25 protein-coding genes and 1 tRNA gene are annotated in these 26,872 nt (G+C 44.9%); 18 read left to right on the forward strand and 8 right to left on the reverse strand.

All coding sequences use genetic code 11. From position 1 onward, the window contains the following. The first annotated feature begins 32 nt into the window (after positions 1 to 32). On the forward strand, positions 33 to 695 hold the full coding sequence (locus L2W36_RS18175; RefSeq protein WP_236110910.1) for a DNA-methyltransferase: 663 nt from the start codon (positions 33 to 35) through the stop codon (positions 693 to 695). Between the two features lie 60 nt (positions 696 to 755). Here L2W36_RS18175 and hsdR read toward each other — a convergent pair whose 3' ends face one another. The 3 genes from hsdR to L2W36_RS18190 form a co-directional block, all read right to left on the reverse strand. Then, positions 756 to 3,200, reverse strand: coding sequence for an EcoAI/FtnUII family type I restriction enzme subunit R (hsdR, locus tag L2W36_RS18180; RefSeq protein ID WP_236110935.1), 2,445 nt, complete (start codon positions 3,198 to 3,200; stop codon positions 756 to 758). 284 nt (positions 3,201 to 3,484) lie between these two features. Beyond that, positions 3,485 to 5,800 (reverse strand): hypothetical protein, encoded by a 2,316-nt coding sequence (locus L2W36_RS18185; RefSeq protein WP_236110911.1) that lies wholly within the window; start codon positions 5,798 to 5,800, stop codon positions 3,485 to 3,487. A 138-nt stretch (positions 5,801 to 5,938) separates the two neighbouring features. Then, positions 5,939 to 6,121, reverse strand: coding sequence for a helix-turn-helix transcriptional regulator (locus L2W36_RS18190; protein WP_236110912.1), 183 nt, complete (start codon positions 6,119 to 6,121; stop codon positions 5,939 to 5,941). Between the two features lie 113 nt (positions 6,122 to 6,234). Between L2W36_RS18190 and L2W36_RS18195 the strand changes: the two genes are divergently transcribed. Beyond that, on the forward strand, positions 6,235 to 7,377 hold the full coding sequence (locus tag L2W36_RS18195; protein ID WP_236110913.1) for a hypothetical protein: 1,143 nt from the start codon (positions 6,235 to 6,237) through the stop codon (positions 7,375 to 7,377). 203 nt (positions 7,378 to 7,580) lie between these two features. Here the strand turns inward: L2W36_RS18195 and L2W36_RS18200 are convergent. Together L2W36_RS18200 and L2W36_RS18205 are read right to left on the reverse strand one after the other, a co-directional pair. Further along, positions 7,581 to 7,657 (reverse strand) — tRNA-Arg (locus L2W36_RS18200). A gap of 55 nt (positions 7,658 to 7,712) precedes the next feature. Continuing rightward, positions 7,713 to 8,846: a flagellar assembly protein FlgT gene (locus L2W36_RS18205; RefSeq protein WP_124940115.1), complete on the reverse strand. Its 1,134-nt coding sequence runs from the start codon at positions 8,844 to 8,846 to the stop codon at positions 7,713 to 7,715. Between the two features lie 161 nt (positions 8,847 to 9,007). Between L2W36_RS18205 and L2W36_RS18210 the strand changes: the two genes are divergently transcribed. Together L2W36_RS18210 and L2W36_RS18215 are read left to right on the forward strand one after the other, a co-directional pair. After that, positions 9,008 to 9,643 (forward strand): FlgO family outer membrane protein, encoded by a 636-nt coding sequence (locus tag L2W36_RS18210; protein ID WP_006069933.1) that lies wholly within the window; start codon positions 9,008 to 9,010, stop codon positions 9,641 to 9,643. Between the two features lie 9 nt (positions 9,644 to 9,652). Then, entirely contained in the window at positions 9,653 to 10,081 is a 429-nt protein-coding gene (locus tag L2W36_RS18215; RefSeq protein ID WP_006069934.1) for an LPP20 family lipoprotein, read from the forward strand. Positions 10,082 to 10,148: 67 nt separating this feature from the next. On the opposite strand, the gene L2W36_RS18220 is transcribed toward L2W36_RS18215, so the two are convergent. From L2W36_RS18220 to flgA, 3 genes are all read right to left on the reverse strand, one after another. Next, the gene (locus L2W36_RS18220; RefSeq protein WP_124940114.1) at positions 10,149 to 10,574 is read right to left on the reverse strand and encodes a flagella synthesis protein FlgN; all 426 of its coding nucleotides are present in this window, start codon (positions 10,572 to 10,574) and stop codon (positions 10,149 to 10,151) included. A 33-nt stretch (positions 10,575 to 10,607) separates the two neighbouring features. After that, on the reverse strand, positions 10,608 to 10,925 hold the full coding sequence (gene flgM, locus L2W36_RS18225; protein WP_006069936.1) for a flagellar biosynthesis anti-sigma factor FlgM: 318 nt from the start codon (positions 10,923 to 10,925) through the stop codon (positions 10,608 to 10,610). An 85-nt stretch (positions 10,926 to 11,010) separates the two neighbouring features. Then, entirely contained in the window at positions 11,011 to 11,757 is a 747-nt protein-coding gene (gene flgA, locus L2W36_RS18230) for a flagellar basal body P-ring formation chaperone FlgA (RefSeq protein WP_031493497.1), read from the reverse strand. Positions 11,758 to 11,833: 76 nt separating this feature from the next. Here flgA and L2W36_RS18235 point away from each other — a divergent pair, with 76 nt between their 5' ends. The 14 genes from L2W36_RS18235 to L2W36_RS18300 all read left to right on the forward strand — a co-directional run bounded on the left by L2W36_RS18235 (position 11,834) and on the right by L2W36_RS18300 (position 26,356). Next, positions 11,834 to 12,772 (forward strand): chemotaxis protein CheV, encoded by a 939-nt coding sequence (locus L2W36_RS18235; RefSeq protein WP_006069938.1) that lies wholly within the window; start codon positions 11,834 to 11,836, stop codon positions 12,770 to 12,772. A gap of 75 nt (positions 12,773 to 12,847) precedes the next feature. Beyond that, on the forward strand, positions 12,848 to 13,675 hold the full coding sequence (locus L2W36_RS18240) for a protein-glutamate O-methyltransferase (RefSeq protein ID WP_006069939.1): 828 nt from the start codon (positions 12,848 to 12,850) through the stop codon (positions 13,673 to 13,675). Between the two features lie 290 nt (positions 13,676 to 13,965). Beyond that, positions 13,966 to 14,361 (forward strand): flagellar basal body rod protein FlgB, encoded by a 396-nt coding sequence (flgB, locus tag L2W36_RS18245; protein ID WP_006069940.1) that lies wholly within the window; start codon positions 13,966 to 13,968, stop codon positions 14,359 to 14,361. A 5-nt stretch (positions 14,362 to 14,366) separates the two neighbouring features. Then, positions 14,367 to 14,783 carry a flagellar basal body rod protein FlgC gene (flgC, locus tag L2W36_RS18250; protein WP_006069941.1) on the forward strand — a complete coding sequence of 139 codons (417 nt, stop codon included), beginning with the start codon at positions 14,367 to 14,369 and terminating at the stop codon, positions 14,781 to 14,783. Between the two features lie 15 nt (positions 14,784 to 14,798). After that, complete coding sequence (flgD, locus tag L2W36_RS18255) at positions 14,799 to 15,506, forward strand: flagellar hook assembly protein FlgD (RefSeq protein ID WP_006069942.1); 708 nt, start codon at positions 14,799 to 14,801, stop codon at positions 15,504 to 15,506. Positions 15,507 to 15,532: 26 nt separating this feature from the next. Then, positions 15,533 to 16,831, forward strand: coding sequence for a flagellar hook protein FlgE (gene flgE, locus L2W36_RS18260; protein WP_006069943.1), 1,299 nt, complete (start codon positions 15,533 to 15,535; stop codon positions 16,829 to 16,831). A gap of 286 nt (positions 16,832 to 17,117) precedes the next feature. Further along, the gene (gene flgF, locus L2W36_RS18265) at positions 17,118 to 17,867 is read left to right on the forward strand and encodes a flagellar basal-body rod protein FlgF (RefSeq protein WP_006069944.1); all 750 of its coding nucleotides are present in this window, start codon (positions 17,118 to 17,120) and stop codon (positions 17,865 to 17,867) included. Positions 17,868 to 17,891: 24 nt separating this feature from the next. Further along, the gene (flgG, locus tag L2W36_RS18270) at positions 17,892 to 18,680 is read left to right on the forward strand and encodes a flagellar basal-body rod protein FlgG (RefSeq protein WP_006069945.1); all 789 of its coding nucleotides are present in this window, start codon (positions 17,892 to 17,894) and stop codon (positions 18,678 to 18,680) included. Positions 18,681 to 18,699: 19 nt separating this feature from the next. After that, a complete protein-coding gene (gene flgH, locus L2W36_RS18275; protein WP_006069946.1) occupies positions 18,700 to 19,473 on the forward strand; it encodes a flagellar basal body L-ring protein FlgH in 774 nt (257 codons plus the stop codon). Between the two features lie 71 nt (positions 19,474 to 19,544). Then, positions 19,545 to 20,636, forward strand: a complete 1,092-nt coding sequence (locus tag L2W36_RS18280; protein ID WP_006069947.1) for a flagellar basal body P-ring protein FlgI — start codon at positions 19,545 to 19,547, stop codon at positions 20,634 to 20,636. Between the two features lie 9 nt (positions 20,637 to 20,645). Then, on the forward strand, positions 20,646 to 21,584 hold the full coding sequence (gene flgJ / locus L2W36_RS18285) for a flagellar assembly peptidoglycan hydrolase FlgJ (protein WP_236110916.1): 939 nt from the start codon (positions 20,646 to 20,648) through the stop codon (positions 21,582 to 21,584). Between the two features lie 206 nt (positions 21,585 to 21,790). Then, positions 21,791 to 23,659: a flagellar hook-associated protein FlgK gene (gene flgK, locus L2W36_RS18290; protein ID WP_236110929.1), complete on the forward strand. Its 1,869-nt coding sequence runs from the start codon at positions 21,791 to 21,793 to the stop codon at positions 23,657 to 23,659. Positions 23,660 to 23,670: 11 nt separating this feature from the next. Beyond that, a complete protein-coding gene (gene flgL / locus L2W36_RS18295) occupies positions 23,671 to 24,864 on the forward strand; it encodes a flagellar hook-associated protein FlgL (RefSeq protein WP_006069950.1) in 1,194 nt (397 codons plus the stop codon). Between the two features lie 346 nt (positions 24,865 to 25,210). Then, a complete protein-coding gene (locus L2W36_RS18300; protein ID WP_006069951.1) occupies positions 25,211 to 26,356 on the forward strand; it encodes a flagellin in 1,146 nt (381 codons plus the stop codon). Positions 26,357 to 26,872: the final 516 nt, after the last annotated feature.

A 26,872-nucleotide genomic window follows, 5' to 3' on the forward strand; every position in this document is an offset into this window, starting at 1 on the left:
AAAGACTTGTAGCAATCTAGTTTAGGAACTTAATGAACTTATACCAAGATGATGCTGTGAGGTGGCTGTCAACGCTCGATGAGTCGAGCGTTGATTTGCTGATTACAGATCCACCTTACGAATCTTTAGAAAAACACCGAAAGATTGGTACAACAACGAGGCTGAAGGTCAGTAAGTCTTCGAGCAATCAATGGTTTGATATATTTCCGAATGACAGGTTTGAAGACTTATTGCGAGAAATCTATCGAGTGTTGAAGCCGCATTCTCACTTCTACCTATTCTGTGATCAGGAAACGATGTTTGTCATAAAGCCAATAGCGGAGAAGGTTGGCTTCAAATTCTGGAAACCAATCATCTGGGATAAGGTCACTATTGGTATGGGCTACCATTACCGTGCGCGACATGAGTACATATTGTTTTTTGAAAAGGGTAAGAGAAAGCTCAATGATTTAGGTGTGCCTGACATATTGACCCATAAACGAGTCTATAGAGGGTATCCAACTGAAAAACCAGTAAGTCTCTTGGAAGTTCTAGTCGCTCAAAGTAGCAGAGATAGCGAGCTAGTTGTTGACCCATTTTTCGGTTCTGGCTCGACCTTGGTTGCAGCTAAGAACCTGAATCGCAAGTTTAAAGGGTGCGATATTTCTCCGTCTGCTCATGAGCATATCCTTCATCGTTCCGATTTTGGATCCTGATGGTTAACAAAGTGGAACGGCTACCAGAAGGTAGCCGAGTAGCAATGTGGTAGCGGTGGATTAGGCTGATTGATAAATTTCAGTTTCCAACTCAGAAATCGCTTCTAAATACTGCTCTTTTCCTCCAAAGTACTTTTTGACGATCTCAGCAGGTCGTCCCATCTCGTCAAAAGGCTTAACTTTGAGTACATGAATATTTTCAATCTCTTGAACGCCTTCGTCTGCGTACTTGTCTAGTAAATTGTTCAACACCTGCTGAACCGTTTCACCGTACTTAGTGAAGTAGTTGCGCTTTTTGACATTGTCAGCCCGTTCTTTTCTGGTGAGTGCTGGTTGGTCATACACGACATGACAAATCATGTCGAATGGGTCGAGATCTTTGCCGACTTCCAGTTCTAACGCTTCCCAGATAATGCCTTCCTCTGCCAGTTCATCGATGATTGCTTGCTTTTTATCAGCACCTTGCCAGCGCTTAACAAAGTCATCCATTGAGGTGAACTGTTTTGCCATCGTCTTGCGGGTATAGTCTTTGAACGATTCGGTTACGAGTTTACCGTCGGCATCGTAGTATTGAACACGCTCGGCAATGGCTTTCACTGTTACGCCGTTGACATGAAACTTTCTAACTCGGTTTTCATCCTGCCAATCATCATCGGCATTGCCACCATCAGAAGGAGATGAACCTGAGTCGTATGAAGCTTCTGGTTCTTGGATGCTTTCAGGGTCGATATCTTCCCCTTCAAATGGATCATCTTGTTCAAGCTCATCCTCACCATCGATGATCTCATCGAGTCCTTCATCGGTATCGAAGTCTTCTGGTTTTGTCTCTTTAACTCGCTCTGGGACACCATCAAAGCGCTCATCGGCGAACAGTTCAGTCGCCTTTTTGAAGTCAAGAATGGTAAACCATAGCTTTCCGTAACGATCGTCAATACGAGTACCACGACCGATGATCTGCTTAAACTTAGTCATCGACTGAATGCCCTGGTCAAGAACAACCAGTTTACAAGTTTTTGCATCGACACCTGTTGTCATGAGTTCTGAGGTGGTCGCGATAACAGGGTAAGCCTTTTTGGGGTTGATGAAGTTATCAAGCTGAGCTTTGCCGATTTCATCATCACCTGTAATTTTCATTACGTATTTTTCATTCTTAGCAACTTGCTCAGGGTTGCAGTTGATCAGCGCTCGACGCATACGCTCTGCATGGTCAATGTCATTACAGAACACAATGGTCTTCGACATGGGGTCGGTGCGCTTGAGGTAGCTGGTGATGGTCTGTGCAACCAGCTCTGTTCGCTCATCAATGACCATGGTTCTGTCGAAGTCTTTCTGGTTGTAGATCCTGTCTTCGATGACTTCACCATGTTTATCGACTTGCCCTTTGGTTGGTCGCCAACCTTGTAAATCTACATCGATATCCACTCGCACAACTTTGTAAGGAGCTAAGAAACCATCTTCAATACCTTGCTTTAGAGAATAGGTATAAATGGCATCGCCAAAGTACTCGGTGTTAGACACGATGTCGGTTTCTTTTGGTGTCGCGGTTAATCCTATTTGAGTCGCTGACCCAAAATATTCAAGAATCTCACGCCACGCGCTGTCCTCAGCGGCACTGCCACGGTGACACTCATCAACGACAATAAGATCAAAGAAATCAGGTTCGACCTGTTTGTATGCTTTCTGGCGCTCTTCTGGGCCAGTCAGAGCTTGATACAGAGCTAGGTGGATTTCATAAGCAGGATCGACGGTTCTCCCTGTGACCTTGGTCATAGCGGTGTCGAACGGTTGGAAGTCGTTGGTCTTAGTTTGATCTACTAGAATGTTTCTGTCCGCCAAAAACAGGATGCGTTTTTTAGCTCGAGACTTCCATAGTCGCCAAATTATCTGGAAAGCAGTGTAAGTTTTGCCCGTACCCGTTGCCATAACCAATAGTACACGGTTTTGTCCTGCTGCCACCGCTTCCACGGTTTTGTTTATCGCTTGTAGCTGATAGTAGCGCGGAGATTTACCGCTACTATCATCATGGTAATCTTGAGTGATGACTGGAAGGTGCTCGGTTTTGTAGCCTTTCCAAACGCAGTACTTGTCCCATAGTTGCTTGGGTGTTGGAAAGTCTTCGAGTCTAATTTCTGTTTCGAGCTGTGCAGGATTGGTTTTATCATGGAAGATAAAACCATCGCCATTTGAGGCAAAGATAAAAGGGACTTCGAGCAGGCTGGCGTAGTCCAATCCTTGTTGCATGCCTTTACCAATTTCATGCTTGTTCGCTTTTGCTTCGACAACGGCTAGAGGCATGCTCGGTTTATGGTAAAGGACGATATCCGCAGACTTAACCTTTTTCCTCGCTGCTGCCTGACCCCGAACGATAACTTTACCATCACGTAGTTTTACTTCTTGACGAACCTGCGACATATCATCCCATCCTGCACCTTTGATAGCAGGAAGAATGAATTTCGTGATGATGTCGGTTTCAGATAGCTTTGATTTATTGATTGTCGATTCCATGCGATTAGCCAGCCCAGTACAAATGCATTTCATGACTATACCAAAGGATGCATAAAAGCAGAAAAGAAACTGATTCATAAAGAGATCTTGCGAAGTCGTCCCCTTCGCCGAAGGCGGTAGGCATAGGCTGACAACCCTGCTTGCGCTGGAAACGCGAAACGACGGTTGTCGTATCAGTTCTTAGCTTGTTTAAGAATTCTTAAATAGGCTAAGAACTACTAAGAATTTTGGGCGTGTAACTCATATTCCCGCGTGAATACGCATTTGATGTGCACTGGTGCGGTTTAGAGCAATTGTTGCCTATATGCTTGAGCGAATTCATGTATTGTCACTGTAGCTCGCTTCTGTGAGCCATTGTAGTTTGATATCTTCAATCCGATGCTACCTAAGAGTCTTTTGAAGAACGATGTTGCTTTGTTGGCAGTATCCATTTGTTTTGACAACATTGATCTTACCTCGGAAGGTAGTTCATTCTTTATGACATAAACAGCTTTAGCAAACGCATACACTTCCTGGCGTGTAATTGTTATTGATGAATGGTCTAGTGCCCCCAGATTTAAGAGGTACTTGTTCAGTAGTTGAATGAGCTGAAGGTGCTTTTTTTCATATTCACAGGCCAGTTGTGGGCAGAAAAGGCTTTGAAATAACGGCTTGTTGGTAAAACCTTCGTCAAAACGGATCAACTCTACCGAGAACAAGTGCTTCGGATACTCAGACTCAATTTCAAACCTTCTGATTCTGGCTTCATCAGCAAAAGTTACACAATGTGTGTATTGAAGTTGTTTAATTTCGCTCGGGCTAATTCCTTTTTCTGCTTCGAAAATCGAGATGGCACGTGATTCTTTGGTTAATCTTCGAAGTTGTTTAAAATGCTTAAAACCGAGAGTAGTTATTGAGTCACTGCATTGCATAACTTGCGTTTTGAAGCCCGCACGCAAAAGGCTCCAATACATACTCAATGCTTGGTTTTGATTAAATAGGGCTTTTCTTGTTTCGAATGCATGGCGCAAGCGATCACAGCTATTGGTCTCAATTGTAGGCATTCGATGATGGGTATCGTAAATCCTATTTTGAGTGACAAGAAAACGGATGTTGTTGCAAGCCCTAAATCGACGTCCGAAGTTAATCAACTCGTAGGGAGCTAGTGTGAGCTCACTAATCACGTTCACTTCGTCGGTGAAGTCGCTTTCGATGGAGAAGCCCGATCCAAGGCATGGAGAAGCAATTATCTTATGATACTTCATTACTTCTGTAGTAGGGTCTTCAAGTAGTTTACGTTGCTTTGGAAGTCCTTTATTTTTGCTGTGAATGACGAGGATACCTTGTTTTAACGCTTTTTCTTCACATGGGTAACCATTTTTCGTACAGCCTAGCTCTATAAGCAGTGTCTTAATGACGTTTAGCGAGTCACATAGAATTACTTTGTCAGTTTTTAAGTTATCTGAAAGCTCGGCGAAATAACCAATCTTATCCTGTACTACAGCGGTAATGTTACGGTAAGGATTGTGCTTGTTTTTTATGACGTGAACTTCGCTTCTGAGCCCGCTTAGCCATTTGAGCGTAATATCTGATACATCTGCGTCGGCTACGACTAACTTAGGTACTCGCTTGATAGCCTTTTCGAGTAGCGCCATAACTTCGTATCTCGGCAGAACAGACTCATCGATAGTCGAGATTGTTGAAATGACTTTTTCGAATTCATCAATCAACAAAACATCACACTCTAGAAGATATGCTGCTAAGTGAGCTTTGATTGCGCTATTCACAACAAGTCCAAGAGCAGGCGATTGCTCAAGATCAGGTAGGCTCACGGTCTTATAAAATGACGCGTTGCTAGCCTTGCAGAACTGCTCTACTAATGCGATTAAGTAAGATATGTAGACGACCTTTTTGGGAGAGTGTGCACTCGAAGCTAATGGTTGTAGCCCTTTCTTTGTCTTACAAGTTCCAGTACCACCAATTAGGACATAAGTCCCTACTTTGGAGGTATTGATCGTTTCTTGAATATTGTCGAATGATGTGACTTCGGTGAAATGATGGTATGCACTTAGGCTGACAGATTTCTCTAGCTGTTGATAGTGATGGCGCATCAACGATTTCAAAGCGCCTAGTATCTCGTTATAGCCTTTACAAGCAGGTGATAAATAGGCGTTGACGCACTCGGTTTCATTTTTATATTGAAGAGGGATTTTCTGTATCAAATACCCAGCGAGGGCATTGGCAATCTCTGTTAACGGGGAGACCCTAAATGCACTCCACAAGTAACCGAAAGCGTTTTCGGCGACTCGGTATACCGTGTTTGTGGAAATATCAAGAATCGCAACTTGGAATGTAGAGAAGTTATCTAGCATGACTCTTGCTGTATGTTCGGGGAACCCTACAGAGTCTACTGCCAGTGTGATAGAAGCGTAGCCAGCATCTGTATAGAATTTGACGATTTCAAATAGATTGTTATTACCTGTTTTTAGGCCAACAACTCTGCACTTGTCATTGTCTACGGGCATGTTTGGTTTGGTTGTTATCACTACATCAAGGATTGTTGAGTTTACATATAGAATGTGCTCTGAACTAAGCTCAGGCGCTATGATTTGTGTGTTCATTGTTTTTCTTATTGTGTTGAACTAGAAGGGCCAAACTTGCTTGTATATATAATTAAATAACAACTTTGGCCTTGTTGTGTGCCAGCCAGCGGCTGAACATGTCGATGTATTCAAGCGACTTGTCGCTTGGACTATTCTTTAACTGACATTCTGTTCAGTTAACCACTGCTCGATAGCCTCTCTCCTCCAAAAAAAGATGCGTTCGCTGACGTAGGTTGGAGTTGGAAAGTTTTTAGTGTTTCTGATTCGCCAGAATGTAGTTTCGCTAACCCCCAGAAATTCACGAGCGTCTTTAGGTCTGAGTAAAGTCTTGTTCGTCATATAGTCACCTTTATTATTTTTAGTAGTGGTTGAAATCTGATGAAACTCTATGGCATACGATGCTAAAATCACAGAATGGTAAAAGACGACAATCTATATTGACAGAGGGGTGCATGTTAAGAAGTCGAGTGTTGGAGAACCTTGAAAAGCTTGATAGGGAGGCTTTGGCTGTAGGTAAGCGGCTTACTCAAAAAAGAGGTAGCCAAAATCTGTGTGTGATTGATGCATTTGACACCCCAATGGATACGAGGCTGGCAGAGTATCTTTCTAATCGTCTGAGGTTTAAGAAAAAGTACAACGGGCTGGTGCCGAGAACTGCTCGTGAACTCATTGTTTATATGGGTGGGATTAAGTCATCAATTGAAGTTCTTCAAAGCTATCAAAAGTGCGCTTCTCTATCTGAGCCTAAAAGCTATGTGGATGCGGTTGATGACCTTGAATACCTTCTAGTACTGGCGAAAGGTAAAACAGCTCAACATGGACTAAGAAATACACCTAATCCATTGCCGTTTTGCGCTTTATGTTGGCGTCGTATTGACGGTTCTTTGCATTACTGTCGCCAACATCACCCATCTCGAAGTTCAAAAAATCATAAGCTCGCCAAATACAAACTAATGAAAGCTATCGAACGACATAGCTCAGTTGAGAGCATTATATCTCAGTTAAAAGGCTACAAAGAGTTCAAAGCACGAGACCGATTACTGGCCAAAAAGCTGTACACGTGGACGTCTAGCTTTAGTCCTAATCCCAATCGGCTAATTCACATATGGAAAAGTATTGAAAATAGCCCTTTGAGAGAGCAATCAGAAGCAATAGTTGAAGCTCTGAAGTCAATCTACCCAGTGGCAACGGCTAAATTTCGATTTCCTGAAGTAGGAGAGGAGCTTGATGAGCTATCGGATTGGGTTCTCAAGGTTTTGGCAGATTTTGATGAATCAGAGGCTTACTGCTGGCTAACGAAAGGTGACAATGTGTGGTTGGATAATGCGACGGATATTGAGATCATGATGACGTTTGCAAATATGGTGTCTAGGCTGGAGGCTACGCTGACAATTGATGCGTTGCCAGTTCCGAAGAATGGCCCAGATAAAGGTTATGGAGCAAACCAAGATTTGCGAAGTAAGCTTGAGCAGCTAGTAGCCCAACAAAAGTCGTCAGGTACAAAAATTAATCAATCAGCCATTGCACGTGAGTTAGGTTTATCAAGGCAACGAGTAAATGTTTTGATTAAAGAGACGAAGTTACTCGCTACTTAGTGTTGGTGTATCAATTTGCTACCTATAAAGTGAAAATGCGGGATTCACATTCATGGTCTTGCAACTTGAAGCCTTATCGTTAACTATTTGTGCTTTATAGCTGGGTTTTGTGCGGAACTAGCTAACTTGACCCGTTAGTTGACCCCAAAGCAGAAGAAACAAAAAAGAGTTAGCAAAATAAATCGCTAACTCTTTGAAAAATATGGCGCTCCCGACAGGATTCGAACCTGTGACCTGCCCCTTAGGAGGGGGCCGCGCTATCCAGCTGTGCCACGGGAGCTTATGACTAATAATACTCAATTATTTTAATAAGTTAAGTCGCTTTTCTACATTTATTATAGTTTGTTCATCACGTCACCAATTTGAATACTGTTGGCGAGGCTTGGCTGGTCGACGGTTGCTTCAGCATCATTTTCATAGACGCGTGACACGGTTAGGGTGATGTCGCTCTGACTCACTTTATTGCGCGGCAAACCATTCTGGTCGATAAAGGATCCTGTATGCCAAAGTTGCAATCGGTCTCCCGCTTGCACACCGTGGACTCGGCCTAAGTCGATGGTGACTTTATTGCCGTAAGAGGCGACCACTTCAGGCAAGGTCATCTTACAAGAGATCTCTGCTTCGAGATCGAGCATGATATTACGGCTGACTTTCTGCATCATTTCGCCGTAAGCGGATGTCCAGAAACGAGCACTTTTGGTGTCAACTTTACTGGTTTTAGCAAATGGCCACTGGGCGATCTCACGGTAATTACGTTGATAGATTTCATGGCCTGTTTTGCCGTCGTAGACCGACATATCCATAGCAAACTGGCGATTGATTACATCATCGGACAGCAAACCGCCCTGAGTTATGGTGGCTGTCAGATCGTTAATCTGTCCGGTTACTAAGTATTGTGCTCCCAGATCTTCGGCGATCATCTTAATACGCTCAGGTTGGCGTTTATTAATCTCATAGCGTGTGGTACCGACCGAAACAAAACTGTATGAGCGATGTTCAAGCTGATTAGAGATAACAGAACTAAAGTCTTCACCCAGGTCGTATATTTGCCCCATGACCGCTTGTTGTGGATCAACGATATCAAACATTGCCACGCCAAATGTCTTTTTGTATTGCTCGTTATGGCAAGCCTTTGCCGTTGGGTAAATGTCGATCCGCGCTTTGACGACCATTTGATTGCCGCTTTTGTATTGATCGTCGATGACGATCTGGCGAACTTCGGAATCAATGAATTGGTATTGTTTTCTATCGTCTTCGAGCAACGGCGCTAAGTTTGCAAGCCCACCGATATCAGCTCCAGAGAAGTCTACTGCTTTGTAGACGGCATCTTCTAGTGCGTAGATCCTTGCCGCTTTCTCAGAGGAGACGATGGTGGAAGTACCGGTGACTTCATACCATGCAGCAAAGGCAGAGCTACTGCTAAAAGTAACCAATACCGTTGAAATTAAAGAAGAAACGATTTTTTTCATACAACCAATCCAAATGCGGAACAATATTTGCTAGCTAGTTTGTAGCGAATATTGGAGCGGGCTTTCTTATTAAGGACTGAATGAGAATAGCAAGGATTGTTCCAACCTTGAAAAGGTGGAGAACCTATCCATCCAATTAATAACTTTTTGGAGAGTGTGTAATGAAAAAGTGGCTCCTGATGGCATCAGTGTTAACACTGACCGCTTGTGCCTACTCACCAATCTATAACGGTAAGGAACCCTATTCCGGCAGTAAGTTTATGCTGATGGAAAGTCCTCGCCATACGATGGATTATTTCGTCGAGAGTTTGACGGAAGACTTAGTTGAATCGAACACTAGCGTGTCGTCTCGCACTCCGATAGCGGTGGCATCGTTTGTTGATTTGCAGAATATGGATGCGACGAACTGGTTGGGGAACTCGGTATCAGAGGGCTTTATCTACCAGCTTCAGCGCCGTGGCTTTAAGGTTGTTGACTTCAAGACAACGGGCTCAATTCAGGTGACCAGTCAAGGTGACTTCGTACTAAGTCGTGATTGGAAAGATCTGGCCCAAGAGCAGCAGATTCAGTTCGTCTTGACGGGAACCATGTTGCGCCAAGAAGGTGGTGTACTGGTTAATGCTCGTGTTGTTGGCATGCAGTCGCGTATTGTGGTCGCTTCGGCTCAAGGCTTCTTGCCTGCTGACCGCATTGGCCGTGATTTGGATACGCTGAATCAAATGCGTACCGAAGATGGCGTTCTGATTCGTTCAGACCCGACTATGACGACACCTCATACAGTCATCTTGCGCCCATAGGAAAGGATAATGAGATTTTTATTTGCCGCGCTTGTAGCGCTTGTGATGATGGGTTGTACTCCGATTACAGCCATGGACCAGAACACACTAACGGCGGTGGGCTATGCGAGTATCAGCGAGCAAACTGGCCGCAATGAAGAAGAAAAGCAAGTTCGTGCCATGCGAGCTTCTAAGATTGATGCTTACCGCGAGTTAGCGGAGCAAGTGTACGGCCTACGAGTGTCTGCTCGTGCTGACTTACAAGATCAACGCTTGGGTGTTGAATCGACAACAGGCGCGGTAGATGGTGTCATTCGTGGTGCGGAAGTAGTTCGCAGCTATAAAGTTGGTGACAGCTATGTTACTGAACTGCTACTCGATATTGATAAGATGAATCGTCTAAGAGACTACGGCGAAATCCGCCGAGTGCCTGAGAAGAAACGTCAGAGCTTGTTCTAATATCAATACTCTAGATAGCAAAAAGCGGCAACAGTTCTCCTGTTGCCGCTTTTTTGTATTTGAGATATTAGGCTTTTAAGTTAGTTCCTAATGTCGACAAGGTGTGGGTCTGGCCACCTGCGTTGTAAGTCATGCCCACTTTGCCATGACTTTGCTGCATCAAATTATTGAGCTTATTAAAGCTTAATTGGGCGCGTTGTAGACTCTGACCATTGATGTCGTTGAGTTGTTGACAGTCGAGGATAATCGACTTAATGTCAGCCACCTTTTGAACCAGCACGGCTTCTTCGGTGAGTCTTGCTACATCTTGATGTTGAGCCAGTCTTTGATCGGTTTGTTGAAGCTGACCAATGATTGCCATCTTTTCTTTGGCAAATCTTTCAATTTCAGATGATTCGCGAGCAGTAATGGCCTTGGTCTCCTCGGAGAGGAGCATAGACAATGCTTTTGCATTTTTCAGTTGGTATTCAACCAAATCAACCAGTGCTGCCATTAGTATACCTGTGAGTATTATCTGTTAACCTGTTTAGCGTAATCCGCCAAGTTCGTCTTCGAACTTCATCATGTTGTCTGCCAGTTTTTCAGCATCGACGGTGTAAGAACCGTTCGAGATTGCTTCTTTGATTGCCGCAACTTTTGCCGCGTCAAAGGTAGGCTGACTTGCCATTTGTTGATGCATCTGACCAATCGCTTTACCGCCTTGGCTCAGTGTTACGGCATCTTGCTGCGCTGATGATTGACCAACTTGAGCTGAACTACTGTCTTTGCTTGCTTCCGAACGGGCAGGAGCGCGACTTGTCGTCGTTAGCGTCTGTCCAGAACGAATATTATCAATGCCTGCCATCGTTTAGCCTTCTTGTTGCCTAATTTGCATAGTTTACCTGTATATCGAGCATATCGACCAGCGTAATGATTACTTTAGGAAAAAATCAAAAATTAACCGTGATTTCCGCAACGCCAGTAACAATACCCTCAATTATACGCTGAGACTTGTCATTTTTCACTCTTACTTGATCGCCGTTAGCGCCATCGGTAAGTGCTGTGCCTTTAGTGGAGATGGTCATTTCACCTTTCACTGCACGAATAACGACTTTTTCGTTGCGGCAAACAACACAGACATCATTACGCTCAATAACATCACCCATCTTCATGTTTTTCTTGAGCTTTGCGCCAACTACTTGGTCAAACTCGGTAAAGCCTTGGCGGCGAAAACGGTTCTTATCCACCATGCTCATCGTGACATCGTCACTGGATACAATATTGCCTCGAGATAACGGGCGAGTTGCGGTCACTAAGGGCAAGGAAATGGACATTCGAACGGGTACGTAAAGTCGCCAATTATCTTCCGGACACTCCACCAAAACGGTGACATTACTGCTGGTGTTGCGGGTGTTTGACGACGAGGTCAAAAGCGGAGAGGGGCAATCTGTTGCATGTACTCGAGAGTCGATACGGCCAGGTGTGGCAACAATTTCACCGCCGATAGGTTGCTCAATAGTATTTAAAACATGAGCTTGGGCAGCCTTTTGAATGTTTTCTATTTGCTCAGGCGTTGCTGCGTGCGTTAATACACTAAAGAATAACGCTTGCCAGACGATACAGAGGGAAAGCCAGTTGCGCCTTAACCTCGTTTTGTAACTGGATGTACACAAAAAAGATGTCTTATTATACAGCATTCTGTTTCTCGGGTTCCTTGTTGCCTGTGTAGACTATCACTTTTTTAGCTTTAAAGTTTGAGATGGAGATGAACTTATGACCGGTATCTTGGATTCGGTGAATCAACGAACGCAACTAGTTGGTCAAAACCGACTAGAGCTACTGACGTTTCGTCTGATGGGCCGCCAGCGTTACGGCATTAATGTGTTCAAAGTTAAAGAAGTGCTTCAGTGCCCTAAATTAACGCGCATGCCCAACCTACATCGTCTTGTCAAAGGAGTGGCTCATATTCGTGGTCAAACTATCTCAGTGATCGATTTAAGTCTTGCTGTCGGTGGTCGACCAACAACGGACATTGAAAACTGTTTTGTGGTTATCTCAGAGTTTAACCGCAGCGTACAGGGATTTTTGGTAAGCTCTGTTGAACGCATTATTAACATGCATTGGGAATCGATTTTGCCGCCGCCAGAAGGGGCAGGCAAAGCCAACTACCTGACAGCTGTGACTAACATCGACAATGAATTGGTTGAGATTCTGGATGTTGAGAAGATTCTCGCTGAGATCTCGCCTGTGGTTGAGACCATGGATAGCAATATCGCTACGGAAATTGCCGCTGCTGAAGAGAAAGAGCAAAAGCAGATCGTTAAGCGTATTATGATTGCTGATGATTCCGCTGTTGCACGAAAACAGGTCCAACGAGCCATTGAGTCTATTGGCTTTGAGTCCATTTTGGTGAAAGATGGTAAAGACGCTTACAACAAGCTGACAGAGATGGCAGCTGAAGGCGATATTCATGATCAGATTTCCCTGTTGATTTCTGATATTGAAATGCCAGAAATGGACGGTTACACCCTAACGGCAGAAGTGCGCCGCCATCCCGATCTTAAAGATCTTCATATTATTTTGCATACCTCGTTAAGCGGTGTGTTTAACCAAGCAATGGTAGAGCGAGTAGGGGCTAACGAATTCATCGCTAAGTTCAACCCTGATGAATTGGGAGGCGCCGTCAAAGCGGCCATTTTGCCGACAAATTAAACAAACAAAATTAGAGCTTGTAGTCGCTTGAGAAAAGCGTATAAAGCAAGCCTTCAAAGCAGTATAGAGAAGTGAATGACAGCGATAACCATAAGCGATCAAGAGTATCGTGATTTTAGCCGCTTTTTAGAGTCCCAATGCGGTATTGTTCTTGGCGATAGTAAACAGTATTTAGTCCGCAGCCGTTTAAGCCCGTTGGTGGCAAAATTCGGTCTAGTCTCTTTGTCTCAGTTATTAAGAGATGTGGTTACTGGACGCAATCGTGAGTTAAGAGTTGCCGCTGTTGATGCCATGACCACCAACGAAACCTTATGGTTTAGAGATAACTACCCATTTACGGTGTTGTCTGACAAACTGCTCCCAGAACTTGCCGCCAACAAGCGACCGATTAAAATTTGGTCGGCTGCGAGTTCTTCTGGTCAAGAACCGTATTCCATGGCGATGACAGTTTTGGAGACACAAAACAAGAAGCCGGGAATGATCCCTAACGTGTCGATTACCGCGACGGACATCTCGTCTACGATGTTAGATATGTGTCGTCTTGGAGAATATGACAACCTCGCGTTGGGTCGCGGTCTATCACCGGAGCGTCGCCGAGTGTTTTTTGAAAACACCAGTAACGGTAAGATGAAAGTGAAAGACAACGTAAAGCGTTTGGTGAACTTTCGTCCGCAAAACCTGATGGACTCGTATGCGTTGTTGGGTAAGTTCGACATTATCTTTTGTCGTAACGTACTGATTTACTTCTCCCCTGAAATGAAGTCTAAAGTGCTGAACCAAATGGCACGTAGCCTAAACCCAGGTGGTTACTTGCTGTTAGGGGCATCGGAGTCGCTAACGGGGCTGACGGATCAATTTGAAATGGTGCGTTGTAATCCGGGCATTATCTACAAGCTCAAATAGCTAATAGTTATTCTCCACAATCTTTACCGTATCTAGCCTTGGTTTTCGCCAAGGCTTTTTTCTTGCTATTCTCTAGGTTCAGTGACGGTTTGGAGGCCATCACTGTCGACATTCCTAATTAAACCCTCCGCCAAAACTGGCGTACATTTTGCTCTCTATCTTTGCCAGAAGGAGCACGATGAACGTCGAATTGAATAGCGTCATCAGTGGTTGTTACCAAAAAATAACTTTTGGCGCGGAAATTGCTTTATCTCTGTATAGGGCACGTATTTTTGAACGATGAGGTTTCAATGGCCATCTCTTTTAACAATGCATTAGGTATTCATCAGTACACCGTTGGTGTGCGTGAGAAGAATGCTGAAGTCATCTCCACCAATATCGCGCAGGCGAATACGCCGGGTTATAAAGCGAAGGGGATGGAGTTTGATCGTGCGTTAAAAGCGGCAAGCTCAGGGGCAAGTATTGGGCTTAGTCGAACTGATGGACGGCATATTTCTGCCTCTACTAACGTCAGTGGCGAAATGCTTTACCGCATTCCGACACAGCCAGATACCGGTGACGGCAATACTGTAGACGTAGATTTAGAAAGAAACTTGTTCATGCAGAACCAATTAAGACATCAGGCATCACTCGATTTCTTAGGCGGCAAATTCAAAAATATGACCAAAGCGATTAAAGGGGAGTAATTTAGATGAGCTTATTTAATGTATTTAATGTGACAGGCAGTGCGATGAGCGCTGAGTCGGTTCGTCTAAATACCACCTCAAGTAACCTTGCCAACGCTGACAGTATTAGTAGCTCGGCAAAAGAGACTTACAAAGCTCGCCACGCCGTATTTGGCGCGGAACTGAGTAAAGCTCAATACAACCGCGATCATTCAGTACCTGTGAAAGTATTGGGTATTGTAGAGAGCGACAAACCCTTAAGTGCAGAGTACAACCCAGATCATCCACTCGCTAACGATGAAGGCTATATCTACAAGCCGAACGTTAACGTGATGGAAGAAATGGCCAACATGATTTCAGCTTCGCGCTCATACCAGACTAACGTTCAGGTAGCGGACGCGAGCAAGCAAATGTTGTTGAGTACTTTGCGAATGGGTCAATAGAGATAGGAGTAGCTCATGGCTGGAATCAACAACGTTGGTCAAGGCAGTTTATCCTACATTGACCAACTGAAAAAACTGCAAGAACAAAGCAAGCCTGAAGAGACAACCGGTAAGCAGGATCTGAAGCAAGAAGACTTTTTGTCCCTACTCACCAAACAGTTGGCTCAACAGGACCCATTTAAACCAGTCAGCAACGACCAGATGATTGCTCAAATGGCGTCGTTTGCCACGGTAGATGGTATTGGCAAGATGAACACTCAGTTCGAGAGTTTGAACTCGTCAATGACGTCTAACCAAGCACTACAAGCGTCTTCACTTGTTGGGCGTGATGTCTTGGTACCCGGTGCGGCTGGTGTGAAGGAAGCAGACGCTGGCATGGCGGCAATGGTCAAATTGCCACAGTCCATGGATAACGTGTTTGTTCGTGTAGAAAATGAAATGGGTCAATTAGTACGTACCTTTGATGTCGGCGCAAAACCTGGCGGTGATGCTCGTGTCGAATGGGACGGTAAAGATGATCAGGGTAATCCAATGCCTGCAGGTAAATACAAAGTGAAAGCTTCGGGTTTACTTGATGGAGAAAGCCGCGAGTTCGAAGTGTCGACTTATGCGAACGTGAACAGTGTGCTTCTTGGTAAAGGGGATGGAAACGTACTACTCAATCTAGCTGGCTTCGAAAATCCAGTTCGGCTAGCAGAAGTACTGGAAGTCGGCAAAGCGTAACCGCTGGCTAGATTAGGAGATTAGGAATGTCATATGTATCTTTAAGTGGTCTATCTGCGGCTCAGTTAGACCTCAACACCACCAGTAACAACATTGCCAACGCCAACACATTCGGCTTTAAAGAGTCACGTGCCGAGTTTGGTGATGTGTATTCAAACTCACTATTTACTAATGCGAAAACCACACCGGGTGGCGGTGCTCAGCCAAGCAAGATTGCTCAGCAGTTCCACGAAGGTTCGAGCATATCGACTAACAACCCAATGGACTTGCGCATTAGCGGTACTGGCTTCTTCGCCGTATCTAAAGATCGTCTTGTACCACAGCAAAATGAGCTAACGCGTAACGGTGCTTTCCACCTAAACAAAGATAGCTACATGGTGACGTCGAACGATGAGTTTCTACTGGGTTATGAGGTGAATAAAGATACCAATGAGGTTGTGTCTTATGAGCCTCGTCCAATCAACATACCGCCAGAGTTTGGTAAGCCGAAACAGACTGCGAATATTGAGATTGGTGTGAACCTTCCTGCTAATGGTGATCTAAAAGATCCGGCTCTGTTCGACTTTACTGATCCTGAAACTTATAACCGTTCAACATCATCAACGATTTATGATTCCATGGGACAGTCGTACAAAATGACGACGTACTATGTGAAAGATCAAACTCAGCAAAACACGTGGCAAAGTTACTACACGGTAACCGACGGCCAGGGTGAAAAACCAGTGAATATCGCTGGTGGTGATGCAACAACGCCAACAGGGCATGTTGGTCATACAATGCGATTCAACAACGACGGTACACTAGCGAGCTTGAACAATGGGCAGCCAATTGTCACTACTGATCTTGGTGCAAATGGTATCGATATGAACGGTGCCGATCCTGCACAGACATTGTCGTTTAGTCTTGATAGTGCCACTCAGTTTGCCGCTCCGTTTGAACTGACTAAGTTCCAAGAAGATGGTGCGACGACTGGCTTCCTAACTAAAGTCGACTTTGATGAGCAAGGTAACGTGTTAGGTACTTACTCAAACGGTGAGAATGTGACGTTAGGTCGTGTCGCTATGGTACGTGTAGCGAACGAACAAGGTCTTGATAAGAAGGGTGGTACCCAATGGGATTCTACGACTGCTTCTGGTGCTAAGATTTGGGGCGAATCAAACAAAGGTTCTTTTGGTACCATCAATAACGGTACGCTAGAACAATCGAACATTGATATGACCCAAGAGTTGGTAGACCTGATTTCAGCGCAGCGTAATTTCCAAGCAAACTCACGTGCTTTGGATGTACATAACCAGCTACAACAAAACATTCTACAAATCCGTTAAGTCATAGTATGAGTGGCTGTCAGTCACTCGTCGTTAATGTCTTGAAAAATCAAGCGTACGGGTGCATATGGACATTCGTACGCTGTTTTGCGTTTCAACAAAGCGGTCATATTGTTGCCGCACCGTTGCCACCTTGCCGTTTAGCTTTGCCTCTTCGATAGAACATCGGTTGCCGATCCTCCGCTTTCTTACCTTATTTCCCTTTATTCCTTTGATTTATAAAGAATAAAATTAATGGCATAGTCTTTGCTTTATAAGCTCCGTACTTTGAATTTTGGAGCTATCAATGGATCGTGCCCTTTACCTCTCAATGAGCGGCGCAAAGCAGAATATGCAAGCTTTGCAGCTTAGAGCAAACAACCTTGCGAACGCGAGCACGCCTGGCTTTCGAGCTGACCTTGCCCAAGCGCGCTCAATGCAAGCGTATGGTGAAGGCATGCCAAGTCGTGTGTTTAGCATGACAGAGCGTCCAGGACATAACTTCGAGCAAGGCAGTGTTGTGACGACAGGTCGCGACCTTGATGTCACTATTGAAGGCCAAGGTTGGATTTCAGTATTGGATAAAAACGGCAAAGAAGGGTTAACCCGCAACGGCAGTTTACGCGTGGATCAAAACGGTTTGTTGGTCAATGGCAACGGTAACCTTGTGTTAGGGGAACGTGGTACGCCAATTACTGTACCTATTCCATTGCGTAAGATTGAGATTGGCCGTGACGGCACCGTCTCTGTTATACCGCAAGATGCACCTGCTGACGAAATGGAAATCGTTGACCGTATCAAGCTCACCAATACTGATAACCGTTCACTATTCAAAGACACTAATGGTTTATTTCGTAATAAAGATCCTCAATTAGGCTACACCGCTTCAGCCAATGTACAGCTTATGACCGGGGCTATTGAAGGCAGTAATGTTAATGCCGTTGGTGAAATGACAAGCTTAATTGATTTGCAGCGTCAATTCGAAATGCAGGTCAAACTGATGAGTACCGCAGAAGACATGGATAAGGCTTCAGACTCATTGCTTCGCATGGGTTAATAGGATTGAGAGAGGAAGAATAGAATGCATCCGGCACTATGGGTAAGTAAGACTGGCTTAGACGCTCAGCAAACCAATATTTCGACAATTTCAAACAACCTAGCGAACGCATCAACCATCGGTTACAAGAAAAGCCGTGCGGTGTTTGAAGATTTGTTTTATCAAAATATCAATCAGCCTGGTGGTCAATCATCGCAAAACACCGAACTGCCTTCTGGCTTAATGCTAGGTGCTGGTTCAAAAGTGGTGGCAACGCAAAAGATCCACACACCGGGTAATGCTCAAACTACGACCAACAGTCTCGATATGATGATTGAAGGTGATGGATTTTTCCAAGTATTGATGCCAGACGGCAATATTGGCTATAGCCGCAACGGTCAGTTCACGCTAAACGATGAAGGGACTATTGTTACGTCTGGTTCAGGCTATGCGTTGGAACCAGAAATTGCGATTCCTGAAGATGCGATTTCCATTACTGTGGGTACCGACGGTGAAGTGTCCGTTCGAGTACGTGGCCAGCAAGATAACCAAGTCGTGGGTAATATTACCACTGTCGACTTCATTAACCCTGGTGGTCTAGAGCCTATCGGTCAGAACCTTTATTTACCAACTGGCGCTAGTGGCGATCCAAATGAAGGGGTTCCGGGTCTAGATGGTTTCGGTCAAATTCGCCAGTCGATGTTAGAGACTTCAAACGTTAACGTAACGGAAGAGCTCGTTAACATGATTGAAGCGCAGCGCGTGTATGAAATGAACTCTAAAGTTATCTCGTCAGTCGACAAGATGATGAGCTTTGCTAACCAGCAGCTTTAACGAATAAGGACGACATTGAATGAAAAAGTTATTGTGTGTCTCTTTACTTGCTGTGCTCTCTGGTTGCGCTCAGTTTGGTCAGGAAGAGTCGGTAGACGATGTCTCGAACAGCACGACGACGGTCGATGCTGTTGAAGGAGATAAAACCCAATCGTCTGGGATTGTTGATACGCTACGTGGTCGAACTGACCCTGTTGCCGATGACCCAGCATGGGCGCCGATTCACCCAAAAAACAAGCCAGAACATTACGCAGCGGCAACGGGTTCACTGTTTAATACTCACTACGCGCGCGATTGGTATGATGATTCTAAACCCCGTGGCATTGGTGACATCATTACGGTAGAACTTAATGAAGCAACGAAAGCAGCAAAAAGTGCTGATGCGGATCTCTCGAAAGCCAATGACTCTTCAATGGATCCACTTTTCGTTGGTGGTAGACCCGTCACCGTCAATGACTATGACTTCTCTTATGAGTTGAAGAACGACAACAACTTCAAAGGTAATGCTTCGGCCAATCAGAGCAACAGTTTATCAGGTTCGATTACCGTAGAAGTGATTGAAGTGCTTGCCAATGGTAATCTCGTCATTCGTGGTGAAAAGTGGCTAACTTTAAATACTGGAGATGAGTACATTCGTTTAAGCGGCACGATTCGCCCAGATGATATTGAGTTTGATAACACCATCGCATCTAACCGTATTTCTAACGCTAGAATTCAGTATTCGGGGACCGGAACTCAACAAGATATGCAGGAACCTGGATTCTTGGCACGATTTTTTAATGTCTCTCTATAGGGATAGGAATCGACGAATAATAAGCGGCAAACCCTCTCCTCAGAGGGTTTGTTTGTTTTTAGGGTAACATGATGAAAAAATTCACGTTTTTACTTCTTGGTTTATGTTTTGCTGCGGCAAGTGTCCAAGCGGCACGCATTAAGGATGTGGCAGAAGTTGCCGGGGTGCGTAGTAACCAATTGGTGGGTTATGGTCTGGTGACTGGTCTTCCGGGCACAGGTGAGAAAACGCCGTTTACAGAGCAAAGTTTCCGCTCGATGCTTGAGAAGTTTGGTATTCAAATGCCAATAGGCTTTAAGCCTAAGTTCAAAAACGTGGCAGCGGTTATCGTTACCGCAGAATTACCTGCGTTCTCAAAACCTGGTCAGCGTGTGGACGTGACAGTTTCTTCAATCGGTGCGGCAAAAAGTCTCCGTGGAGGTACCTTGATGCAGACCTTCTTGCAAGGTTTGGATGGTGAAGTCTATGCTGTGGCACAAGGTAATTTAGTGGTAAGTGGCTTTAGTGCCGAAGGCTTAGATGGCTCTAAGATTGTGGGCAATAACCCTGTGGTCGGAATGATTTCAAGCGGTGCAACGGTTGAACGCGAAATTCCAAGTCCGTTCTCTCGCGGTGATTACATTACCTTTAACCTTCTGCAATCAGATTTCACAACGGCGCAAAACATGGCAAATGCCATCAATGACTTTCTGGGTCCGCAAATGGCGAGCCCATTAGATTCTACCTCTGTTCGAGTTCGTGCGCCTCGCGACCTCAGCCAACGTGTAGCTTTCCTATCAGCGGTTGAAAACGTTGAATTCGATACCGCAGACAGCGGTGCAAAAATCATTGTTAACTCGCGTACAGGGACAATAGTGGTTGGCAAACACGTCAAGCTTAAACCAGCGGCAGTGACTCACGGTGGTATGACGGTTGCTATCAAAGAAAACTTGAAAGTAAGCCAGCCCAATGCGTTTGGGGGTGGCGATACAGTGGTGGTGCCTAACTCAGATATTCAGGTAACAGAAGGCTCGGGCAAGATGTTCAATTTCCAACCGGGTTTGACCCTTGATGATCTTGTTCGTGCCGTCAACGAAGTGGGCGCAGCACCATCAGATCTTATGGCGATTCTACAGGCGCTTAAGCAAGCTGGTGCCATTGAAGGTCAGTTGATCGTTATCTAGGTAAGTATCATGATTAAGAACTCCAATGACATCGGTTTTATCCATGATATCAGTAGCCTAGATAAGCTTCGTCAGAAAGCCGTGAGTGGCAAAGAAGGCGATGATGATGCGGCATTACGCGCTGCAGCTCGTCAGTTCGAATCTATCTTTACTTCTATGATGTTAAAGTCGATGCGCGATGCGAATACTCATTTTGAATCGGATCTGACCAATAGCCAAAACGGTCAATTTTACCGTCAAATGCTTGATGAGCAGATGTCGAGTGAGTTGAGTGCCAATGGTTCTCTGGGATTAGCAGATATGATCGTCGCTCAGCTTGGTGCAGCACGTTCACCAGAAGCGCACGCTGCAGCAGGCAGTGAAATCCGTATGCGTAATGAAGCGTTCGATACGTCACTTAATCTCCCTTACGATGAAGCAAAGGCTCGTAAAACTGCGAAATCACTGGGCCTTGACGGAGCCCCTGTTGCTCAGCCTGTTGATTTCAAGACACCACAAAATTTTGTCGAGTCTTTGAAACCATACGCGGACAGAGCAGCTCAGTCGTTAGGGGTGGATTCATCGTTACTATTAGCGCAAGCGGCTTTAGAGACTGGTTGGGGGCAAAAAGTCGTCAACAACAGTAAGGGCAGCAGTAACAACCTATTTAATATTAAGGCTGACAGAGGTTGGCATGGCGATAAGGTCGCAACGCAGACACTGGAATACCATCAGAATGTACCTGTGCAAGAACGCGCAGCATTCCGTTCTTACGACTCGTATGAAGACAGCTTCAACGATTATGTGAAGTTTCTTAATGACAATCCACGTTATCAGTCGGCATTGAATGGTAACCAAGGTTCTGAACGTTTCATTCGTGATGTTCATCAAGCTGGATATGCGACAGATCCAAACTATGCAGACAAAGTGTTGCGCGTTAAGGCGCAAATCGATGATATGTCGCTTTAACGGCTATCGATAGTTTTCCTTATACTTATTGGTCCCGGCAAATCGCCGGGATTTTTCTCACTACCTTCATCTTTTTCCGTTCATTCTTATCTTTTTAGTGCCAAGCTCAGCGGCAAAGATACTCTGGCATATATATTGCAAATTAAACGGCAGAGTGGCGTAACTTGTGGATTTAGTTAGGCTAATTTTGGTTTTTTGGAGGCGATATGGCGTCAGATCTTCTGAACTTAGGTGCGCAAAGCGTACTGACAGCTCAGAGACAGTTAAACACGACTGGTCATAACATTTCTAATGCAAATACAGAAGGTTACAGCCGACAATCTGTTATACAGGGGACCAATACCCCGCGACAGTTTGGTGGTCAAACCTACGGTATGGGAGTGCATGTGGAAAATGTTCGCCGCTCGTGGGATCAGTTTGCCGTCAAAGAACTCAACATGGCAACGACTCAGGTGAATTATCGCAACGAAAACCTGACTAACCTCGATATGATGTCGGGGATGTTGTCGTCTATGTCGTCTAAAAAGGTGCCTGAAAGTCTTAACGACTGGTTTGATGCTGTAAAAACATTGGCCGACACCCCCAATGATATTGGTGCGCGTAAAGTCGTACTTGATAAAGCCAACTTGATTCGTCAATCGATGAATGATTTCCACGATACGGTTCGTGAACAGCGGGATAACGTCAACAAGAAACTCGAAGTGAGTGTTGAGCGAGTGAACCAAATCGGTATCGAAATTCGTGATATTCACCGCTTAATGATGCGCTCGCCTGGTCCACATAACGACTTGATGGATAAGCATGAATCGTTAATCAAAGAGTTGTCCGAATACACCAAAGTGACGGTGACGCCTCGCAGGAATGCTGAGGGCTTCAACGTTCATATCGGTAATGGTCATACTTTGGTATCGGGTACAGAAGCCAGTCAGTTGAAGATGATTGATGGATTCCCAGATACTCACCAACACCGCCTTGCGATTGTTGAAGGCAAAGGCATTAAGCCAATTACCAGCGATGATATTGGCGGACGCTTAGAAAGTATGTTTGAAACTCGCGACAAAGAGATTCCATACGTTTTGGATGAACTCGGTCGTCTCTCTATCGCTTTTTCTGAAAAAGTAAATGAATTGCAAGGGCAAGGGCTTGATTTGAATGGTCAAGTCGGACAAAACCTGTTCGCGGATGTCAATACTCTCGCGTTTGCGAAAGCAAGGGTCGTTGCACCAGTCAACTCAAGTGCCGACGTGGCAGTGTTTATTGATGATACCTCACAACTCAAGGGTGGCGAGTATTCATTGAAGTTTGACGGTGCTAATTACCATGTGACCAACTCAGATGGTGTGACTCAGTCTTTCTCAGGCCCGAGCATGCAACTAGATGGCATTCGAGTCGAAATTGGTAATCCGCCTGCCATTGGCGAAAAGCTTTTGCTGCGTCCGACGAGAGACGGTGCAGCCAACATGAAAATGACGACTAACGACCCAAAAGCCATAGCGGCACAGAGCTTTGAAGCCTCAACCACGTTTGCGCAGGGTGATGCCAAATTTAAAGTCTCGTCAGTGGGCAGTTTGAAAGAATTTGAAGTGGTAGTGTCGCCAACGGGGACGGAATTTGCCGTCACTGACAAAAGCGGCAACGTATTATTAAGTCCAACGCCTTATCCTCCGACTGGTCCGGTGACGGTGCTTGGCACCACGTTCGAGCTCAGTGACGGAGCGATGGCAAATGACAAGTTCACCGCTAACCTCAATCCGGCAGAGGGTGATAACGGTAACTTGAGAAAAATGCTGCATATTCAGACTGATAAATCGATGAATGATGGCGACTCAACGGTCATTGATATCTATCACAACTTAAATACCGATGTGGGTTTGAAAGCCTCGACGGCGACTCGTTTACAGGAAGTCGCTGAGCTTGAGCATGAAAACGCGCAAAGCCGAGTAGCGTCTATTTCGGGCGTTAACCTTGATGAAGAAGCGGCCAACATGATGAAGTTTCAGCAAGCGTACATGGCGTCTTCTCGAGTGATGCAGGCGGCGAATGAAACCTTCGATACTATCTTGCAGCTAAGGTAAGGAGCTAGATTATGATGAATCGAATTTCTAGTTTTCATAATTACCAAACGGTGCAAAATGATATGCGCCGCCAAGAAAACAAAATTCATGAAAACCATGCACAGCTCGCCTCTGGTAAACAGCTGCAAAAGCCAGCGGACTCACCACTAGCGACGCATTATTTGCAAAAACTTAAACAGCAGACGCAGCAGTTGGATCAGTACGACAGCGCCATCACGTTGTCGAGAAATCGCCTTGAGCATCAAGAAGTCATGCTCGGTGAGACAGAGCAGTTTGCCGATAATGCAAAGCGATTAACGATGCAAGCGATCAACGGTGCGCTTTCTCCCGAAGATCGTGAAGCCAAAGCTCGTGAAATAGAGGAGTTGGCAAAGAACTTTCTCGCACTTGCTAATACACGTGATGAATCGGGTAACTATAGCTTTGCTGGCACAAAACCTAAGACTCAACCATTTTTCGTCGATGGGGAAGGGCGTATTTCTTACGCTGGTGATGACTATCAACGCAAAATGCGCATTGCAGCAAGTCTGGAAGTGGCTACGAGCGATCCAGGTAGCAAACTGTTTATGGAGATTGATAACCCACTTGGGGATTACAAAGCCAATTATCAGCTGCAAAAAGGCTCAGAATTGCTACTTGAAAAAGCCACTAACAGTAATGCCAACGACAACAGTACTTACAAAGTAACGTTCGTGGATATGGGTAATCAGCAATTCGGCTATCAGCTTGAACAGAACAATACTGTTGTTGCTGCGGGAAATTTCGACCCAAGCCAAGGCATTCAATTCCAAGGGCTCAACATTCAGACCAAAGGGCAAATTACACCGGGGGACGCGATTGAAATCGAACCTCAAAAAACATTTAGCGTCTTTGATACGTTTAATGATGCGGTGTATTGGATGGATAACGATGTAGCCGATGCTTCGGCCAGTGCTCAGCTTCATCAGGTCACTGAGCAGTTTCACGCAGCATTTTTGCACTTAACCAGTTCACGTACCGACGTTGGAGTAAGGCTAAACAGTCTTGATATCCAGCAGTCGCAACATGAAGATTTTAAAATTTCGCTCGCTCGTTCTAAAAGTAATTTTGAGGATCTCGATTACTCAAAAGCAGTCATCGACTTTGAAGAGAACTCACGAGCACTGCAGGCTTCACAGCTTGCTTTCGGAAAAACCAAGGACCTGACGTTATTTAATTATCTATAGCGAAAGTTTGGCATCTCGGTTGCCGCATGAGCATTGCCATGTGTGCAGAGGTGAGAACGTTAGGTGGCAATCTTAAGCCACTTTGAACGCGCTAACGAGGTCATGGTATGCATTGGTTCAATGAAAGAGCTTTAATGTATTGATTTATAATTGAATGTATTAGTTGGCATAGAAAATGCTAAACATGAATACAAAGTACCCGATTAAGGGCTAACTCGATAAATAAGCACTTTAGATACTCCACCTGATACGGGGTATTAGGTGGGCGTAGTAACAATATTGAATCAACAATGTTTGTTATTAAGTGAGCCTACTTGAAGCTTGCGAACTCAATTAGGAGAGCACAATGGCAGTAACAGTAAATACAAACGTTTCGGCTATGACAGCCCAACGCTACCTGAACAAATCCAGCGATGCGCTAAATACTTCAATGGAGCGTTTGTCGTCAGGTCACAAGATCAATAGCGCACGAGACGATGCTGCAGGTTTGCAGATCTCGAACCGATTAACAGCGCAATCACGTGGTCTTGATGTGGCAATGCGTAATGCTAACGATGGTATTTCGATTGCACAGACTGCGGAAGGTGCCATGAATGAATCTACTAGCATCTTGCAGCGCATGCGTGACCTGGCGATTCAATCGGCAAATGGTACTAACTCTCCTGCTGAGCGTGTTGCAATTAATGAAGAATCTAATGCACTTCAAGCGGAGCTAAACCGTATTGCTGAGACCACCTCATTTGGTGGCCGTCGTTTGCTTAATGGCAGCTTCGGTGAAGCGTCATTCCAAATCGGTGCTAACTCGGGTGAGGCTTTAATTATGGGCCTAACCAGCATTCGTGCGGATGATTTCCGTATGGGCGGGACCACATATACCGCAAACAACGGTAAAGGTGCCGATTGGCGTGTGGATAACACGAATAACCAGTTGGACATTAGCTTTACGACCAAATCTGGCGAAGCAGTCGCTATCAACATCACAGCAAAGCAAGGCGACGATATTGAGCAGTTAGCAACGTATATCAATGGTCAGTCTGACAAGATTAGCGCTTCTGTAGGTGATAACGGTGAGCTTCAAGTGTTTGTCGCAGAACCTGACATTGACCTAAACCAGTCAGTGACAATTGGTGGTTCGTTAGCCACAGACTTAGACTTACAAACTGCATCTGCTGCTCAGTCTACAGTGCAAGATATTGACATGACTTCAGTCGCCGGATCGCAAAACGCTATCTCGATTATCGATTCTGCACTTAAGTATGTGGATTCACAACGTGCAGATTTAGGGGCGAAGCAGAACCGCTTAAGCCACAGCATTAACAACTTGGCGAACGTTCAAGAGAATGTTGATGCCTCGAACAGCCGAATCAAAGATACCGATTTTGCTAAAGAGACAACCGAAATGACCAAGAACCAGATTCTACAACAAGCTGGTACGTCAATTTTGGCGCAAGCAAAACAGTTGCCTAACTCAGCGATGTCTCTACTACAATAGAGATAGTGTCCGAGTTCTAAGTGACAGGAACATAAGCCAGACGTGGCAATAAATTTCCTGTTGCTTGGCAAACATACTTTGTGATGTGTTGGGGCTCTCTCTCTCAACCTGCCTCAATACGGCATCAAAGTATGTAGGTTAGCTAGGGTGTGTTTATTTCTCTCTGATCTCCGCACGCTACTAGTCACCACCCAGCCCCAGTTCTCTCAAAGGAAAAGGGGCTTTTTCTTTTCTTAAGATCCACAACTCACGTCTAGCAAATTAAGCAAAATTCCAGTGTTTCGGCGGTATTTCGCTAAACTTTAGTCTTTTCTTTTTAATCTTTCGTTAACTGCTTAAATCCTAATCAAGCGGGCGTTTTCTTTTGTTTTTTCGAGTTTTTTTCTAAAGGTTTTTTCACTCGTGTCGTTAAAAGATTAACTTTGAGAGAACTACTTGGTTTTCCGAGACGTCGGAAACCGCTACACCGGAAAATCAATTGGAGAAACAACATGGCAGTGAATGTAAATACTAACG

The organism is Vibrio sp. McD22-P3 (assembly GCF_021568915.1).
Lineage (GTDB): Bacteria > Pseudomonadota > Gammaproteobacteria > Enterobacterales > Vibrionaceae > Vibrio > Vibrio mediterranei.

What these genes read in the sequence shown, in the direction of transcription:
- hsdR (WP_236110935.1), bottom strand. Translation starts at nt 3,200, where the DNA reads ATGGAATCGACAATCAATAAATCAAAGCTATCTGAAACCGACATCATC.
- L2W36_RS18220 (WP_124940114.1), bottom strand. Translation starts at nt 10,574, where the DNA reads ATGGCAGCACTGGTTGATTTGGTTGAATACCAACTGAAAAATGCAAAA.
- flgK (WP_236110929.1), top strand. Translation starts at nt 21,791, where the DNA reads ATGGCGTCAGATCTTCTGAACTTAGGTGCGCAAAGCGTACTGACAGCT.
- flgH (WP_006069946.1), top strand. Translation starts at nt 18,700, where the DNA reads ATGAAAAAGTTATTGTGTGTCTCTTTACTTGCTGTGCTCTCTGGTTGC.
- flgJ (WP_236110916.1), top strand. Translation starts at nt 20,646, where the DNA reads ATGATTAAGAACTCCAATGACATCGGTTTTATCCATGATATCAGTAGC.
- L2W36_RS18280 (WP_006069947.1), top strand. Translation starts at nt 19,545, where the DNA reads ATGAAAAAATTCACGTTTTTACTTCTTGGTTTATGTTTTGCTGCGGCA.
- flgB (WP_006069940.1), top strand. Translation starts at nt 13,966, where the DNA reads ATGGCCATCTCTTTTAACAATGCATTAGGTATTCATCAGTACACCGTT.
- flgD (WP_006069942.1), top strand. Translation starts at nt 14,799, where the DNA reads ATGGCTGGAATCAACAACGTTGGTCAAGGCAGTTTATCCTACATTGAC.
- L2W36_RS18195 (WP_236110913.1), top strand. Translation starts at nt 6,235, where the DNA reads ATGTTAAGAAGTCGAGTGTTGGAGAACCTTGAAAAGCTTGATAGGGAG.
- flgL (WP_006069950.1), top strand. Translation starts at nt 23,671, where the DNA reads ATGATGAATCGAATTTCTAGTTTTCATAATTACCAAACGGTGCAAAAT.
- L2W36_RS18215 (WP_006069934.1), top strand. Translation starts at nt 9,653, where the DNA reads ATGAGATTTTTATTTGCCGCGCTTGTAGCGCTTGTGATGATGGGTTGT.
- flgF (WP_006069944.1), top strand. Translation starts at nt 17,118, where the DNA reads ATGGATCGTGCCCTTTACCTCTCAATGAGCGGCGCAAAGCAGAATATG.
- L2W36_RS18210 (WP_006069933.1), top strand. Translation starts at nt 9,008, where the DNA reads ATGAAAAAGTGGCTCCTGATGGCATCAGTGTTAACACTGACCGCTTGT.
- L2W36_RS18205 (WP_124940115.1), bottom strand. Translation starts at nt 8,846, where the DNA reads ATGAAAAAAATCGTTTCTTCTTTAATTTCAACGGTATTGGTTACTTTT.
- L2W36_RS18240 (WP_006069939.1), top strand. Translation starts at nt 12,848, where the DNA reads ATGACAGCGATAACCATAAGCGATCAAGAGTATCGTGATTTTAGCCGC.
- flgG (WP_006069945.1), top strand. Translation starts at nt 17,892, where the DNA reads ATGCATCCGGCACTATGGGTAAGTAAGACTGGCTTAGACGCTCAGCAA.
- L2W36_RS18175 (WP_236110910.1), top strand. Translation starts at nt 33, where the DNA reads ATGAACTTATACCAAGATGATGCTGTGAGGTGGCTGTCAACGCTCGAT.
- flgA (WP_031493497.1), bottom strand. Translation starts at nt 11,757, where the DNA reads ATGCTGTATAATAAGACATCTTTTTTGTGTACATCCAGTTACAAAACG.
- flgE (WP_006069943.1), top strand. Translation starts at nt 15,533, where the DNA reads ATGTCATATGTATCTTTAAGTGGTCTATCTGCGGCTCAGTTAGACCTC.
- L2W36_RS18190 (WP_236110912.1), bottom strand. Translation starts at nt 6,121, where the DNA reads ATGACGAACAAGACTTTACTCAGACCTAAAGACGCTCGTGAATTTCTG.
- L2W36_RS18300 (WP_006069951.1), top strand. Translation starts at nt 25,211, where the DNA reads ATGGCAGTAACAGTAAATACAAACGTTTCGGCTATGACAGCCCAACGC.
- L2W36_RS18235 (WP_006069938.1), top strand. Translation starts at nt 11,834, where the DNA reads ATGACCGGTATCTTGGATTCGGTGAATCAACGAACGCAACTAGTTGGT.
- L2W36_RS18185 (WP_236110911.1), bottom strand. Translation starts at nt 5,800, where the DNA reads ATGAACACACAAATCATAGCGCCTGAGCTTAGTTCAGAGCACATTCTA.
- flgC (WP_006069941.1), top strand. Translation starts at nt 14,367, where the DNA reads ATGAGCTTATTTAATGTATTTAATGTGACAGGCAGTGCGATGAGCGCT.
- flgM (WP_006069936.1), bottom strand. Translation starts at nt 10,925, where the DNA reads ATGGCAGGCATTGATAATATTCGTTCTGGACAGACGCTAACGACGACA.